We start from the raw sequence: 15952 nt of genomic DNA, 5'->3' as shown, positions 1-15952 counted from the left end.
GCTTGCGATCGCCGCTACGGCGGCCCCGACCCGGTCGTCGCCTACCATGGGAGTCGCTCATTGCAAGACTCCTACCAACAGGGGCACATCCCAAAAGGGGACAACGCCGTGCTGTCGAAGTTGCTGCGCCTTGGCGAAGGTCGCATGCTCAAGCGTCTCAAGCGGGTGTCTGACTACGTCAACACCCTGTCCGACGAGATCGAGAAGCTCACCGACGCCGAGTTGCGGGCCAAGACCGACGAGTTCAAGAAGCGGCACGCCGACGGCGAAAGCCTCGACGACCTGCTGCCGGAGGCCTTCGCGGTGGCCCGCGAGGCGGCCTGGCGGGTGCTCGACCAGCGGCCCTTCGACGTGCAGGTGATGGGCGCGGCGGCGCTGCACTTCGGCAACGTCGCCGAGATGAAGACCGGTGAGGGCAAGACGCTGACCTCGGTGCTGCCGGCCTACCTCAACGGCATCGGCGGCAAGGGCGTGCACGTCGTCACCGTCAACGACTACCTGGCCAAACGTGACAGCGAGTGGATGGGCCGCGTGCACCGCTTCCTCGGCCTGGACGTCGGCGTGATCCTCGCGCAGATGACTCCCGACGAGCGCCGGGTCGCCTACAACGCCGACATCACCTACGGCACCAACAACGAGTTCGGGTTCGACTACCTGCGCGACAACATGGCGCATTCGCTCGACGACCTGGTGCAGCGCGGGCACAACTTCGCGATCGTCGACGAGGTCGACTCCATCCTGATCGACGAGGCCCGCACCCCGCTGATCATCTCCGGCCCCGCCGACGGCGCCTCGAACTGGTACACCGAGTTCGCCCGGTTGGCGCCGCTGATGGAGAAGGACACCCACTACGAGGTGGACCTGCGCAAGCGCACCGTCGGCGTGCACGAGCTGGGCGTGGAGTTCGTCGAGGACCAGCTCGGCATCGACAACCTCTATGAGGCCGCCAACTCGCCGCTGGTCAGCTACCTCAACAACGCGTTGAAGGCCAAGGAGCTGTTCAACCGCGACAAGGACTACATCGTGCGCGACGGCGAGGTCCTGATCGTCGACGAGTTCACCGGCCGCGTGCTCTACGGCCGCCGCTACAACGAGGGCATGCACCAGGCCATCGAGGCCAAGGAGCACGTCGAGATCAAGGCCGAGAACCAGACGCTGGCCACGATCACGCTGCAGAACTACTTCCGGCTCTACGACAAGCTCGCCGGCATGACCGGCACCGCCCAGACCGAGGCGGCCGAGCTGCACGAAATCTACAAGCTCGGCGTGGTGCCGATCCCGACCAACAAGCCGATGATCCGCGCCGACCAGTCCGACCTGATCTACAAGACCGAGGAAGCCAAGTACATCGCGGTGGTCGACGACGTCGTCGAGCGCTACGAAAAGGGCCAGCCGGTGCTGATCGGTACCACCAGCGTGGAGCGCTCGGAGTACCTGTCGCGCCAGTTCCAGAAGCGCCGCGTGCCGCACAACGTGCTCAACGCGAAGTTCCACGAGCAGGAGGCGACCATCGTCGCCGTCGCCGGCCGTCGCGGCGGCATCACGGTGGCCACCAACATGGCCGGCCGCGGCACCGACATCGTGCTGGGCGGCAACGCCGACTTCCTCACCGACCAGCGGCTGCGTGAGCGCGGCCTCGACCCGGTCGAGACGCCCGACGAATACGACGCGGCCTGGCACGAGGAACTGCCCAAGGTCAAGGACGAGGTCAGCGCCGAGGCCGCCGAGGTGATCGAGGCCGGTGGCCTGTACGTGCTCGGCACCGAGCGCCACGAGTCGCGCCGCATCGACAACCAGCTGCGCGGCCGCTCCGGCCGGCAGGGCGACCCGGGCGAGTCGCGGTTCTACCTGTCGCTGGGCGACGAACTCATGCGCCGGTTCAACGGCGCCGCGCTCGAGGCGATGCTCAACCGGCTGAATTTGCCCGACGACGTGCCCATCGAGGCCAAGATGGTCACCCGCGCGATCAAGAGCGCCCAGACCCAGGTGGAGCAGCAGAACTTCGAGGTCCGCAAGAACGTCCTGAAGTACGACGAGGTGATGAACCAGCAGCGCAAGGTGATCTACGCCGAGCGCCGCCGCATCCTGGAGGGCGAGAACCTCAAGGAGCAGGCGCTGGACATGGTCCGCGATGTGGTCACCGCCTATGTCAACGGCGCGACCGCCGACGGCTACGCCGAGGACTGGGACCTCGAGGCGCTGTGGACGGCGCTGAAGACGCTGTACCCGGTGGGCATCGACCACGCGCCGCTGATCCAACACGACGCCGACTCCGACCGCGACGACCTCACCCGCGAGGAGTTGCTCGACGCGCTGCTGAAAGACGCCGAAAACGCCTACGCCACAAGGGAAGCCGAGCTCGAAGGGATCGCCGGCGAGGGCGCGATGCGCCAACTGGAGCGCAACGTGCTGCTCAACGTCATCGACCGTAAGTGGCGCGAGCACCTCTACGAGATGGACTACCTCAAGGAGGGCATCGGGCTGCGCGCGATGGCGCAGCGCGATCCGTTGGTGGAGTACCAGCGCGAGGGCTACGACATGTTCATGGCGATGCTCGACGGCATGAAAGAGGAGTCGGTCGGCTTCCTGTTCAATGTCACCGTCGAGGCGGTGCCCAGCCCGCAGGTCGCGCCGGTCGAAGCGCCCGAAGGGCTGGAGGAGTTCGCCACCGCGGCCGCCGGGCAGCAGGGGGGTGCGGCAACGGCCGTGCGCGAGGAGGCGCCAACCCAGTTGCGCGCCAAGGGGATTGACAACGAAGCGCCGGCCATGACCTACTCCGGTCCGTCCGAGGACGGCTCGGCCGCGGTGCAGCGCAACGGCGGCGACGGCAAGGCCCCGGCCGGGGTGCCCGGCGGCGCCAGCCGGCGCGAGCGCCGCGCCGCGGCGAGGCAACAGGGCCGCGGTACCAAGTCCCCCAAGTCGGCCAAGCGGCGCTAAGCCGGGGCGTCCCCGCCGCCTTCTCGCCGAGTGTCCCCGCCCGCAGCGTCCCCGCCGCCATTGGCCGGCGCGCCCTTTTTTGCCGAGTGTGAAGTTATCTTCACGCTCGAAGCCGAGCGTGCGGCTAACTTCACACTCGGCGCCGACGCGCCGCGAAGTTTGAGGCATCCGCCTCATGCGCCGCGGCGGCGCCCACGCGGATTATTCGGGCATGACCAGTTTGCGCACCCCGCTGGACGCCGCCAACGCCGTCCTGCGACATCCCGTCCTACCCGCCGGAAGTGACGAACGCTTCGTCGGTTTCGGGGTCATGGGGCTCCCGTTCGCCAGCGGGCATTACCTGGCGCTGCGGCAATTTCCGGCGACATCGTTTTCGCCGGGTTATCGATCGGTGTGGCATCGCGACCCCGAGGGTGTCTGGACGTTCTACGCGACGACGCCCGGACCGCAGAGCTGCGCCCGGTTTTTCAGCGCCGCGACCCCGCACGACGCGGTCCAATGCGACATCGACGTCGGGTGGGTCACCCCGTGGTCGCTGTTCGTCGAGATCCCGAATCTGCTTGCCTGGCAGATCGATATCTGCGCCACCGCGGCGACGCGACTGATGAGCGCGGTCGGCGGACGGTTGCCGGCACGCGCCTGGACCAACCCGGCGGCGCTCGCCGTGCTCGGCCGGGTGGCCGGCCCGACCCTGCGCGCCGGGCGGGTCCGACTATCCGGGACGGCGCCCAACGGCCAGCGATTCATGATCGCGCCCGCACGGGTGTGGGCGGTGGCGCAGTCGCGCGCGGTGCTGCGCGACGTCGACCTTGGACCGGTGGGACCGCTTCACCGGCAGGCCAGGCTGGGCGGTTTTCGGCCGCCGCAACGCGGCGTGTTCGCGGTGGGCTCCGGGCATTTCGAGACGTTCGACGCGACCCGGCATCAGGCCGTGCGGCGCACTATCCCAATCGGGTGACCCCACGCCGATTAGCTGGGCACAATGAACCTCATGTCGGAGCCCGAATTACCGACCCGTGCCGAGTTGCTGGCGGCGCTGTCGGTGGCGATCGACCTCGGCCTGGGTCAGCCCGCCGAGCACATGCTCCGGGCCGGGCTGATCGCGACCCGGCTGGCCGACCGGCTCGGTCTGGACGCCGAACAGCGCGACTGCGTCTACTACACGACCCTGATCATGTGGATCGGCTGCCACGCGGACTCCCACGAGTACGCGCGGTGGTTCGGCGACGACATCGCCGTGCGCCACGACTCGTATCTGGTCGACTGGTCAGGGATTCCCTATCTGCGCTTCCTGGCGAGCAATGTGGGTCGCGGCCAGCCGTTGGCGCACCGGATCACCGTGATGGCAACGTTGTTCGCCAACGCGCGGGGCCACATTTCCCGGTTGATCCACTCGCACTGCGCGTCCGCGGCGCTGCTGGCCGACCGGATTGGCTTGGGCCCCAACGTGCAGGCCGCGCTCGCATTCGCGTTCGAGCGCTACGACGGCGGCGGGCTGCCCGCGGGCGCCCGGGGCGACGCCATTCCGGTCCAGATGCGCATCGCCCAGCTCGCCGACATGGTCGAGGTCCACCACCGGACGTACGGCGTCGCGGGGGCCGTTGCGATGGTCAGCGCCCGACGCGGCGGCCAATTCGATCCTCAGGTGGTCGACGCCTTGGTCGGCGACGCCGACGCGATCCTGGCCGGCCCGCCGGCCGGCGAAGCGTGGGCGGCGGCGCTGCGCGAGGCGCCCGATCGTCAGCAGCGGCTCGACGACCGATTGCTGGACACGTTGCTTGTGGCGCTGGGTGACTTCGTCGACTTGAAATGTCCTTTCACGCTTGGGCATTCGCGAGCGGTGGCCCGGCTCGCCGGCGAGGCCGCGCTGGCCGCCGGTCTTGGCCCCGACGCGATCGCGCTGACCCGGCGCGCCGGTCATGTCCACGATCTGGGCCGCATCGGGGTGTCGAATCACATCTGGTCCCGGCAAGGTCCGTTGAGCGCGTCGGAGTTCGAGCGGGTGCGGCTGCATCCGTATCTGACCGTGCGCATCCTCAGCCAGGTACCGGGCCTTGCGCGGCTGGCCGAGGTGGCCGGCAATCATCACGAATGCCTTGACGGGTCGGGATATCCGCGCGGCCTGGCCGGGTCCGCGCTGGGCCTGCCGGACCGCATTCTGGCCGCCGCCGTGTGCTACCAGTCCGCCTGTGAGCCCCGGCCGTATCGCGAACAGCTGTCACCCGCCGCGGCCGCGCGCCGGCTGCGCGGGCGGGCGCAGGCCGGCGAACTCGAATCGGTCGCCGTCGAGGCGGTGCTGCACGCGGCGGGGCAACCCGCGCAGCGGCCGGCCCTGCGGCCGGACGGGCTGACCCCGCGGGAGATCGAGGTGCTGTGCCTGGTCGCCCGTGGCGCGTCGAACAAGGAGATCGCGGCGGCGCTGGTGATCAGCGAGAAAACGGCCCGCAACCACGTCGAGCGGACGTACGCCAAAATCGGCGTCTCGAACCGCATCGGCGCCAGCATGTATGCCCTGCAGCACGGGCTGGTGCTCGCCGAACAATGAGGCAATCGCCCCATGTTCTTCGCGGGCGATCAGGCGCACAATCAGCTAATGAAGCGTTACCTGACGGTCGGCTACGGCGCGGCCGCTTATCTGCTCTTTCTCGCCGTATTTCTGTACCTTGTCGCGTTCCTGGGCAACTTCTGGGTGCCGCGGACGGTCGATCACGGGGTCGCGTCGCCCATCGGCGAGGCGGTGTTGGTCAATATGGTGCTGCTCGGCGTGTTCGGCCTGCAGCACAGCGTGATGGCACGGCCGGGGTTCAAGGCGCGGTGGACGCGCCTGGTGCCGCCGTCGATCGAGCGCAGCACCTACGTGATGCTGTCCAATGTCGTGCTGGTGCTGCTCTATTGGCAGTGGCGAACGATGCCGGCCGTCATCTGGGAGGTAGAGCCGCCGGCCGGGCGCCTGGCGCTGTGGACGTTGTTCGGGCTCGGCTGGGCGATCGCGCTGGCGTCGACGTTCATGGTCAACCATTTCGACTTGTTCGGCCTTCGACAGGTTTATTTGGCTTGGCGCGCAAGGCCTTACACCAACCTCGACTTTCGCGTTCGGTTCTTTTACCGCCTGGTGCGGCACCCGCTCATGCTCGGCTTCGTCATCGCGTTCTGGGCGGTGCCCACCATGACGGCCGGACATCTGCTGTTCTCCATCGCGATGACGGGCTACATCCTGATCGCTACGCAATTCGAAGAGCGCGACCTGGTGGCCGCGCTGGGCGATGAGTACCGCGACTACCGCCGTCAGGTGCCGATGCTGCTGCCGCTGGGGCGCCGACCCCGCGGTGGGCCGACCCAACCGGCGGAGCTGCATTAGCTTTCGGGCGGCCGGCCGCGCCGGGCGACGGTGGCGCCGGGCGACCTGTCAGGATTGACGTATGGATGTCAAGGAGGTGTTGCTCCCCGGGGTCGGTCTGCGTTACGAATTCACCGATCGCAACGGCGACCGCATCGGCATCATCGCGCGGCGCAGCGGCGATTTCGACGTCGTCGTGTATGCGCGCGAAGATCCGGACGAGGCCCGGCCGCTGCTTCACCTCAGCGATCAGGAGGCCGAGGCCGTGGCCCAGATCCTGGGGGCGCCGCGGATCGCCGAGCGGTTCACCGAGCTGGCCCGCGAGATCCCCGGACTCGAGACGGGTCAGGTGCACATCCTGGCCGGCAGCCCCTTCGTCGATCACCCGCTGGGCGACACCCGGGCCCGCACCCGCACCGGCGCGTCCATCGTGGCGATCGTGCGCAACGAGGAAGTGCTCGCCTCGCCCGGGCCCGCCGAGATGCTGCATGCCCAGGACGTTCTGATCGTCATCGGCACCGAAAACGGCATCGCGGGCGTCGAGAAGATCATCGACAAGGGCTGAGCCGGTGCAGATTTCGGGGACGCTGCTATTGCAACTCGGCGCCCTCCTGGCCACTATGGCCGTATTGGGCGCTGCCGCAAGGCGATTCGCGTTGTCGCCCATTCCGGTATACCTGCTGGCGGGCCTGGCGCTGGGCAAGGGCGGCATCCTGCCGATGGCCGCCGGCGGGCAGTTCATCACCACCAGCGCACCCATCGGCGTCGTGCTGCTGCTGCTCACTTTGGGCTGCGAGTTCTCGGTAGCCGAATTCTCCAGCAGCATGCGCCACCACCTGCCGTCCGCGGGCGTCGACATCGTGCTCAACGCCGCGCCCGGCGCGATCGCCGGCTGGTTGCTGGGGCTGGATGGCGTGGCCATTCTGTGCCTGGCCGGCGTCACCTACATCTCCTCGTCGGGGGTCATCGCGCGGCTGCTGGAAGACCTGCATCGGCTCGGCAACCGGGAGACCCCGGCGGTGTTGTCGGTACTGGTGCTGGAAGATTTCGCGATGGCCGCCTATCTGCCGCTGTTCGCGGTCCTGGCCTCGGGCGGCGGATGGCTGCACGCCGTAGCCGGCATGGTCCTGGCGGTCGGCGCCCTGATGGCGGCGTTCGCCGCGTCCTATCGCTGGGGCCACCACGTGGAGCGGCTGGTGGAACACCCCGACTCCGAACAGCTCATGCTGCGGGTGCTGGGCATCACCCTGATCGTGGCCGCCATGGCGGAGTCGCTGCATGCTTCGGCCGCGGTCGGGGCGTTCCTGGTCGGGCTGACCCTGACCGGCGAGACTGCCGTGCGGACGCGCCAGGTGCTGAGCCCCCTGCGGGACCTGTTCGCCGCCATCTTCTTCCTGGCGATCGGCTTTTCGGTGGACCCGCACGAATTGGTGCCGATGCTGCCGGCGGCGCTGATCCTGGCCGCCGTTACCGCGGCGACCAAGGTGGCCACCGGGATGTTCGCCGCCCGGCACGACGGGGTGGCGCGGCGCGGGCAGCTGCGGGCGGGCACCGCGCTGATCGCCCGCGGTGAGTTCTCGTTGATCATCATCGGATTGGCGGGCAAGTCGCTGCCTGCCGTCGCCGCGCTGGCGACGTCCTACGTTTTCGTCATGGCGATCGTGGGACCCGTCCTCACCCGTTACACCGGCGGCCCGCGGGCGGCCGGCGCCGCACCGGTCAGCTGACCGCTCTCACCCGATGTGCAGGGCCACCACCATCCACCGGCTTCCGCCCGCGGCAGCGGTGACCTGCTCGACCCGGCAGGCGATTGCGTGCATCCGGTTCCCGCGGCGGTAGGAACCGAACACCTCGGCCGCCGAATCCGGCTCCGGGTGGCCGGCGGGCTGCAGCCGCATCCGGCGCAACACCGCCGCGTCACGACTCCGGCTCGCGGCCGAACGGCCCAGCGCGGCTACCGAATCCACCAGGCTGGGCGCCAGCAGGGGATTCAACTGGGCGGCGGGGCGGCGGCGGTCGATGACCTCCAGCACCCGGCGCAGCGCGGCGTCGGCGAAGACGGCCGCTTGACGCATCCGCGGGGACATGACCGCGCCAGGATCCGATGCCGGCGCCCTGCTGGGCTGCCCGGTATAGGGCCGCGGCGGTGCGTGGCTGCTGCGGCGCCGCAACGCGGGACGTGACGGTTGCCGGCACGGCGTGGCGGTGTGCGGCGCGTCCTGCGTCGGCGGCTCGTAGTCGACGACTGGTATGACGGTGAAAGCGTCAGACGGATTCGCAACCGGACTGGTGTTCAACGCGCACTCTCCAACTCTTCGGCCGGACCTTCAAGCCTGCTGGAGAGGGGCAGACAGCGGTTAGTCAGTGGTCATCATGGCACAACTCCGCCGCACGCGTACCCACGCTGACTTGGCGCACGGCCGCACGATTACCGTGGGCGGGACATCGGGCCCCAGGGGCCCAGGGCCCCGGGACGGGCGCCGAACTGACCAGGAGGACAGCGCCGCATGGTGACTCGCTTGTCCCCGCCGGACGCGTCGTTCTTTCGGCTGGAGAACACCGCGACCCCCATGTACGTCGGATCGCTGGCGATCCTGCGTCGCCCCCGTGCCGGCTTGAGCTACGACACGCTGCTGGCCACGGTCGAGCAGCGGCTGCCACAGATTCCGCGCTACCGGCAGAAGGTGCGGGAGGTGCGGGTCGGCACGGCCCGGCCGGTGTGGCTGGACGACAACGACTTCGACATCACCTATCACGTGCGGCGCTCGGCGTTGCCCTCTCCGGGCAGTGACGAGCAGCTGCACGAGCTGATCGCGCGGCTGGCCGCGCGGCCGCTGGACAAGTCGCGCCCGCTCTGGGAGATGTACCTGGTCGAAGGCCTGTCCCAGAACCGGTTGGCCCTCTACACCAAGTCGCATCAAGCGCTGGTCAACGGCATGTCGGCGCTGGAGATCAATCACGTCATCGGCGATCGGACGAAACGCCCGCCCCCTTTTCCCGAGGACATCTGGATACCGGAGCGCGACCCCGGCAACACCCGGCTGGTGCTGGGCGCGATCAGTGAATGGGTCACGGGTCCGGGCGCGCAGCTGCAGGCCGTCGGGTCGATGATCGGCGGGCTGGTGACCAACCACACAGAGCTGCTCGACGCCGGGCGTCGGGTCGTCGACCTGGTGCGCACCGTGGCCCGGGGGACCGCGCCCAGCAGCCCGCTCAACGCGACCGTGTCGCGGCACCGGCGCTTCACGGTCGCGCGGGGCAGGCTCGAGGATTACCGCACCGTGCGCGCGCGCTATGACTGCGACGTCAACGACGTCGTCCTCGCGGTCATCGCCGGCGCGCTGGGGAACTGGCTGATGTCCCGGGGGGTGGCGGTGTCGTCGACCGCGACGGTGCGCGCGATGGCGCCGCTGCCGGTCTACGACGACGGCGACCTCGACGCCAGCGGTCCCGGTCAGGCGATCAGCCAGGTGATGCCGTTCCTCGTCGACCTGCCGGTGGGAGAGCCCAACGCCGTGGTGCGGCTGTCGCAGATCGCGCACGCGACCGAGGCGAACCCGACGGCCGCGCAGCTGGTGGACGCCAGGACCATCGTCACCCTGTCGGGTTTCGCCCCGCCGACCCTGCACGCCATGGGCATTCGGGTGGCGACCAGTTTCCCGAGCTTCTCCAAGCGCACGTTCAACCTGTTGATCACCAACGCGCCGGGTGCGCAGTCGCAGATGTACATCGCCGGCACAAAGTTGCTGGAGACCTATGCGGTGCCGCCGTTGCTGCACAACCAGGCGCTGGCCATCGGGGTGACGTCGTACAACGGCGAGCTGTACTACGGAATCAACGCCGACCGTGAAGCCATGAGCGATGTCGACCTGCTGCCCGGGCTGCTGAACCAAGCGCTCGAAGAACTACTCGAGGCGTCCCGCTCCTAGTCGGCGGTGAAAACCCCTGCGTGCGGCTATCATTCGTTGCTGTGAGCACCGCGAAAAGTGATGGCGCGCCGAACAAGAAGAAGTCGGCTCGACAGGCCGTGCCCAAAATCTCCGACGACGTCTACGAGGCCGAATTGTTCCGGCTGCAAACGGAATTGGTGAAGCTGCAGGAGTGGGTGCGGCAATCCGGGGCGCGGCTGGTGGTGTTGTTCGAGGGCCGCGACGCCGCGGGCAAGGGCGGTGCCATCAAACGGATCACCGAATACCTCAGCCCTCGAATCGCACGCGTCGCCGCGCTGCCGGCGCCCTCGGATCGTGAACGGGGGCAGTGGTATTACCAGCGCTACATCGCGCACTTGCCCACCAGGGGCGAGATCGTGCTGTTCGACCGGTCCTGGTACAACCGGGCGGGCATCGAGAAGGTGATGGGATTCTGCACGCCGCAAGAGCATGCGCTGTTCATGCGGCAGACGCCGATCTTCGAGCAGATGCTGATCGACGACGGGATACTGCTGCGCAAGTACTGGTTCTCGGTCTCCGAGGCCGAACAGCTGCGCCGGTTCAAGGCGCGGCTCAACGACCCGGTGCGGCGATGGAAGCTGTCCCCGATCGACCTCGAATCGGTATACCGGTGGGAGGACTACTCACGAGCCAAGGATGTGATGATGGTGCACACCGACACCCCGGAAAGCCCTTGGTATGTCGTGGAATCCGACATCAAAAAACACGCGCGACTGAACATGATGGCCCATTTGTTGTCCACCGTCCCTTACCGCGATGTCGAGACGCCCAAGGTCGAGCTGCCCGAGCGTCCCGTCGTCAGCGGTGACTACCAGCGCCCGCCGCGCGAACTGTCGACGTACGTCGACGACTACGCGGCCACGCTGATCTGACCATGACGGTCGTCTACATCCCCGCCACGCTGCCCATGTTGGCGCAGCTCGTCGCCGACGGCTCGCTGCGCCCGGTCAACGGAACCGCGTTCGCACTGACGCCGCGGTTGCGCGAGGCCTACGCCGAGGGCGACGACGACGAGCTCGCCGACGTGGCGCTGCGCGAGGCGGCGCTGGCGTCGTTGCGGCTGCTGGCCGCCCGCGAAGCGGAAGCGGCGGAGGGGACCGGCGCGTCATCGGAATCCCTGCGGCCGCGCCGCGCGGTGCTGGCCGCCGAGGTCGAGGACGTCACGTACCGTCCCGACCTCGACGACGCGGTGGTCCGGCTGTCCGGGCCGGTGCCGATCGGCGACGTGATCGCCGCCTACGTCGACAACGCCGGGGCCGAACCGGCGGTGGCGAAGGCCATCGAGGCCGTCGACGCCGCCGACCTGGGCGATGAGGACGCCGACCTGATCGTCGGCGACGCGCAAGACCACGATCTGGCCTGGTACGCCAACCAGGAGCTGCCATTTCTGTTGGAGCTGATGTGACGCCTAAGTGAGGTGATCCGCGTCGCTGCGGTAGCTACGACACCGTAGGTTACGGTACCGTAGGTTTCGTGAGGCGCACAGAATGGATCACAATGTGAGCGCAAGTCAGACGACACATCGTGAGCAGGAGCTTCCCCTGGGCAGACGTAACCCCTCGATCACGGGCAACGTCGTCGACACCAAGCGGCCTGTTGTCGCCGGCGCCGACCGGCACCCCGGCTGGCACGCGCTGCGCAAGCTGGCCGCTCGCATCACCACGCCGCTGCTGCCCGACGACTACCTGCATCTGGCCAACCCGCTCTGGTCGGCGCGCGAACTGCGCGGCCGGGTCCTGCAGGTGCGCCGCGAGACGGAAGACTCCGCGACCCTGGTCATCAAGCCGGGCTGGGGCTTCAACTTCGACTACCAGCCGGGCCAGTACATCGGCATCGGGCTGCTCATGGACGGGCGCTGGCGCTGGCGGTCGTATTCGCTCACCTCGGCTCCGTCCGGCAGGTCCGGCTCCGGTTCGGCCCGCACCGTGACCATCACCGTGAAGGCGATGCCGGAGGGGTTCTTGTCGTCGCACTTGGTGGCCGGCGTCGAGCCGGGCACCATCGTCCGGCTGGCCGCCCCGCAGGGCAACTTCGTGCTGCCCGATCCGGCGCCCGCGTCGATCCTGTTCCTCACCGCCGGATCCGGGATCACGCCGGTGATGTCGATGCTGCGGACCCTGGTGCGCCGCAACCAGATTGGTGACATCGCTCACGTGCACTCGGCACCCACCCAATCCGACGTCATGTTCCGGGCCGAGTTGGCCGCGCTGGCCGCCGAGCATCCCGGTTACCGGATGCAGCTGCGCGAGACGCGCACGCAGGGTCGCCTCGACCTGTCCGTGCTGGATCGGCAGGTGCCGGACTGGCGCGATCGGCAGACCTGGGCCTGCGGGCCGGAAGGCATGCTCGCCGAGGCCGAGCGCGTGTGGTCAGCGGCGGGCATCGGCGAGCGCCTGCACCTCGAGCGGTTCGCGGTGTCCAGGGCCGCACCCGCCGGCGCCGGCGGAACGGTTACCTTCGCCCAAAGCGGACGCACGGTAACTGCCGATGCGGCGACGTCGCTGATGGACGCGGGCGAGGGCGTGGGTGTGCAGATGCCCTTCGGCTGCCGGATGGGGATCTGCCAGTCGTGCGTGGTGAGTCTGACCGAGGGGCACGTCCGTGATCTGCGGACCGGCCAGCAGCACGACCCGGGGACCAGGGTGCAGACCTGCGTGTCTGCGGCTTCGGGCGATTGCGTCCTCGACATTTAAATGCTACTCATTGGTAACCTACGCATTCGTAGGTTACGATAGCGTAGGTCTAGTACCGACCGAACGACCGCAGGGAGATGACGACGATGGCGATCACAGACGTCGACGTATTCGCCCATCTGACGGACGCCGACATCGAAAGCCTGGCCGTTGAGCTCGATGCCATCCGCCAGGACGTGGAAGACTCACGCGGCGAGCGGGACGCTCGCTACATCCGCCGCACCATCGCGGCCCAGCGCGCGCTGGAGGTGACCGGCCGGCTGCTGCTGGCCGCCGGCTCGCGGCGCTCGGCCTGGTGGGCGGGGACGGTGACCCTGGGCGTGGCCAAGATCGTCGAGAACATGGAGATCGGCCACAACGTCATGCACGGCCAGTGGGACTGGATGAACGACCCCGAGATTCACTCCTCGACATGGGAGTGGGACATGAGCGGGTCGTCCAAGCACTGGCGCTACACGCACAACTTCGTGCACCACAAGTACACCAACATTCTGGGAATGGACGACGACGTCGGCTACGGCCTGCTGCGCGTCACCCGCGACCAGAAATGGAAGCGCTTCAACGTTTTCAACCTGGTCTACAACACCATGCTCGCGCTGCTCTTCGAGTGGGGAGTCGGGCTGCAGCATGTGGAGCTCGGCAAGATCGCCAAGCGGCGCATGGACAACGACGAAGCCCGGCAACGCGTCGACGAGTTCTTGGCCAAGGCCGGTCGCCAGGTGCTCAAGGACTACGTCGCGTTCCCGGCGCTGACGTCGTTGTCGCCGGGTGCCACGTACATGTCCACGTTGAAGGCCAACGCGCTTGCCAACGTGATTCGCAACGTGTGGGCCAACGCGGTGATCTTCTGTGGCCATTTCCCCGACGGCGCAGAGAAATTCACCAAGACCGACATGATCGGCGAGACGAAGGGGCAGTGGTACCTGCGTCAGATGTTGGGCAGCGCCAACTTCGAGGCCGGCCCGGCGCTGCGTTTCATGAGCGGCAATCTGTGCCACCAGATCGAGCACCACCTGTACCCGGACCTGCCGAGCAACCGGCTGCACGAGATCTCGGTGCGGGTGCGTCAGGTTTGCGACAAGTACGACTTGCCCTACACCACAGGCTCTTTCCTGTTCCAGTACGCCAAGACGTGGCGCACGCTGGCCAAGCTCTCGCTGCCGAACTCCTACCTGCGTGACGACGCCGACAATGCTCCGGAGACCCGCAGTGAGCGGATGTTCGCCGAGCTCGAGCCCGGTTTCGTCGGCACCGATCCGGCGACCGGCCGCCGCCGCGGTCTGAAGTCCGCGATCGCAGCGGTGCGTGGTTGGCGGCGTGGAAAGCAGGCGGCTGCGGCCCGCCGTGCCGACGACGATCTGGCCGCCTGACCGCCGGTTGGCTTTCGGGCCGAGCCTGCGCACCCCAGCGCGCCGAACGTGTTCTCAGGGCGAAGATTTCGCCGATTTGTCGCCCTCAATGCACGCTCGGCGCGACCGTCAGGGGTGTGTGACGAGGTAGGTCTCGTTGTTCAGGCCGACGGTCAGTTCCTCGACATCGAAGGGGCGGTCCAGCCGTGCGTGCAACGCCTTTGGATCGACCAGCAGGCTTATCTCCGCGGTTTGACGGGCGAAGAGTCTTCCGATAAGCGGGTAGATTCGGCGCATGATCGCCCGCTCGGCGGGTGTGCAGCGTGATGCGCAGTAGCCGACGTGGCCGATCTCGTCGGTGAGGATTTCGCTGTAGAGTAGTTCGATCCGTTCGGCGACTACCGGTTCGTCGGCGAAAAGCCTTATGCCGGCGCGTCGTAACTCATCGAACAGGATGCATCCCGCCATCTCCGCGGCTCCGACGAACAAGAAACCGAGCCGTTCGGGCAGGAATACGTTCGCTTTGACGAACTGGCGGATGACGAAGGGCGGCGGGACGGCCTGAAAGGTCAGATCGAAGACGTCGAGGGCGTACGCCAACAGCCGGGTGTGGTAGTGCTCCTCCAGCTCGAGGTAGACGCGCTCGGGCGGCACGCTTTCGTCGCTGTTGCGCCCGTACGTCTCTCCCAGTCCCACACCGAAGCGCTCCGCCTGATTCAGCTTCGCGGTCGCCAGTAGGAAAAGCATCTTCTCGTCGAGGCCGGGTTCGGGGCGCCGGCGTCGCAGGTTGCGCAGGAAGGTGGTTCGGTCCGCGGGGTGGGCTGACCGAATGGGGTTGGCTTCCAGGCCGTTGAAGAACTCCTCGCGATTGGCAAGCCGTCTGTTGAGCAGATCGGCCTCGCCGTCACGCTTGGCCAAGAAGTCTCGGTAGCCCTCGATGCCCGTGCGATTCATCGCTTCTCCATTCCTTTGACAATCGTTGACACGTAGTGGCGCAACAGCGTTGCGTCGTGGGCCCCGGTGGCCAGCAGCGCGAAAAGTCCGGTGAGGAAGAACGTTGCGAGTTCCGCTGCATCGGCGGTGGAGTCGACCTGTCCCGCGTCCTGGGCCCGACTTATGACGCCCACCAGAAATTGTCCGAGCGGGTGCTGCGCGAACTCGTCCTCGATGGGACGGGTAGAGGAGAAATGCAGTCCGAGCATGTCCCGAAACACGGCTTCGCCCAAGCGCCTTTCAGCACTGAGCACGTGGGGCACGAGTTCGGAGAGCACCGACTCCAGATCACCGCCGGTGTCGCCGAATTCACTGATGATTCGGGTCTCCTCGAGGCGCTCCACCTCGGTGAGGACGTGCTCCTTGGTCGGGAAATGGAAATAGAACGTCCCCCGGGCCACGCCGGCCTCGGCAACGATCGCGCTGACATCGGCGGCGGCCACGCCGCGCCGCGAGATCTCGGCCAGCGCCGCGTCGAACAGGCGGGCGCGGGTTTCCAGCCGTCGCGCCTCGCGGACGCCCCCGGCCGGCGATCCGGTCGCGGGCGGCGTCGGTGGTGACTGCATGGATGCACCGTACGCCACTCGCTGACGGTCGTCAATGACGGGTGTCAGTCAAGCGGATAGGCGCTCGGCTTTCGGGTAGTCGATTACGCTGTCGCCGCGCCGCGGCGCGGGCACATACTTGTCATCG

14 protein-coding genes are annotated in these 15952 nt (G+C 67.8%); 11 read left to right on the top strand and 3 right to left on the bottom strand.

Features of this window, described 5'->3' with window-relative positions:
* The first annotated feature begins 108 nt into the window (after positions 1-108).
* From secA to AC5Y30_RS19370, 6 genes are all read left to right on the top strand, one after another.
* Complete coding sequence (gene secA, locus AC5Y30_RS19395; protein WP_499920736.1) at positions 109-2937, top strand: preprotein translocase subunit SecA; 2829 nt, start codon at positions 109-111, stop codon at positions 2935-2937.
* 211 nt (positions 2938-3148) lie between these two features.
* The gene (locus tag AC5Y30_RS19390) at positions 3149-3895 is read left to right on the top strand and encodes a hypothetical protein (RefSeq protein WP_499920315.1); all 747 of its coding nucleotides are present in this window, start codon (positions 3149-3151) and stop codon (positions 3893-3895) included.
* Positions 3896-3928: 33 nt separating this feature from the next.
* Entirely contained in the window at positions 3929-5482 is a 1554-nt protein-coding gene (locus AC5Y30_RS19385) for an HD domain-containing phosphohydrolase (RefSeq protein WP_499920313.1), read from the top strand.
* Between the two features lie 48 nt (positions 5483-5530).
* Entirely contained in the window at positions 5531-6295 is a 765-nt protein-coding gene (mddA, locus tag AC5Y30_RS19380; RefSeq protein WP_499920311.1) for a methanethiol S-methyltransferase, read from the top strand.
* Between the two features lie 61 nt (positions 6296-6356).
* On the top strand, positions 6357-6839 hold the full coding sequence (locus tag AC5Y30_RS19375; RefSeq protein WP_499920310.1) for a cation:proton antiporter regulatory subunit: 483 nt from the start codon (positions 6357-6359) through the stop codon (positions 6837-6839).
* Positions 6840-6894: 55 nt separating this feature from the next.
* Complete coding sequence (locus AC5Y30_RS19370; RefSeq protein WP_499920734.1) at positions 6895-8001, top strand: cation:proton antiporter; 1107 nt, start codon at positions 6895-6897, stop codon at positions 7999-8001.
* Positions 8002-8007: 6 nt separating this feature from the next.
* On the opposite strand, the gene AC5Y30_RS19365 is transcribed toward AC5Y30_RS19370, so the two are convergent.
* Positions 8008-8571, bottom strand: a complete 564-nt coding sequence (locus AC5Y30_RS19365) for an Rv3235 family protein (RefSeq protein WP_499920308.1) — start codon at positions 8569-8571, stop codon at positions 8008-8010.
* A 210-nt stretch (positions 8572-8781) separates the two neighbouring features.
* Here AC5Y30_RS19365 and AC5Y30_RS19360 point away from each other — a divergent pair, with 210 nt between their 5' ends.
* The 5 genes from AC5Y30_RS19360 to AC5Y30_RS19340 all read left to right on the top strand — a co-directional run bounded on the left by AC5Y30_RS19360 (position 8782) and on the right by AC5Y30_RS19340 (position 14287).
* Positions 8782-10203 carry a WS/DGAT/MGAT family O-acyltransferase gene (locus AC5Y30_RS19360; protein WP_499920306.1) on the top strand — a complete coding sequence of 474 codons (1422 nt, stop codon included), beginning with the start codon at positions 8782-8784 and terminating at the stop codon, positions 10201-10203.
* Positions 10204-10244: 41 nt separating this feature from the next.
* Positions 10245-11096: a polyphosphate kinase 2 gene (gene ppk2 / locus AC5Y30_RS19355; RefSeq protein ID WP_499920305.1), complete on the top strand. Its 852-nt coding sequence runs from the start codon at positions 10245-10247 to the stop codon at positions 11094-11096.
* Positions 11097-11098: 2 nt separating this feature from the next.
* Positions 11099-11629 (top strand): DUF6912 family protein, encoded by a 531-nt coding sequence (locus tag AC5Y30_RS19350; RefSeq protein WP_499920303.1) that lies wholly within the window; start codon positions 11099-11101, stop codon positions 11627-11629.
* 136 nt (positions 11630-11765) lie between these two features.
* Positions 11766-12917: a ferredoxin reductase gene (locus AC5Y30_RS19345; protein ID WP_499920732.1), complete on the top strand. Its 1152-nt coding sequence runs from the start codon at positions 11766-11768 to the stop codon at positions 12915-12917.
* An 86-nt stretch (positions 12918-13003) separates the two neighbouring features.
* The gene (locus AC5Y30_RS19340) at positions 13004-14287 is read left to right on the top strand and encodes a fatty acid desaturase family protein (RefSeq protein ID WP_499920302.1); all 1284 of its coding nucleotides are present in this window, start codon (positions 13004-13006) and stop codon (positions 14285-14287) included.
* 108 nt (positions 14288-14395) lie between these two features.
* Here AC5Y30_RS19340 and AC5Y30_RS19335 read toward each other — a convergent pair whose 3' ends face one another.
* Both AC5Y30_RS19335 and AC5Y30_RS19330 read right to left on the bottom strand, forming a co-directional pair.
* Positions 14396-15220 (bottom strand): hypothetical protein, encoded by an 825-nt coding sequence (locus AC5Y30_RS19335; protein ID WP_499920301.1) that lies wholly within the window; start codon positions 15218-15220, stop codon positions 14396-14398.
* Positions 15217-15825, bottom strand: coding sequence for a TetR family transcriptional regulator (locus AC5Y30_RS19330; RefSeq protein WP_499920300.1), 609 nt, complete (start codon positions 15823-15825; stop codon positions 15217-15219). Before AC5Y30_RS19330 ends, AC5Y30_RS19335 begins: the two co-directional genes overlap by 4 nt.
* Positions 15826-15952: the final 127 nt, after the last annotated feature.

The organism is Mycobacterium sp. NGS27, assembly GCF_059813005.1.
The sequence above is the reverse complement of the archived record's forward strand: the minus strand, read 5'-3'. Positions and strand labels throughout refer to the sequence as shown.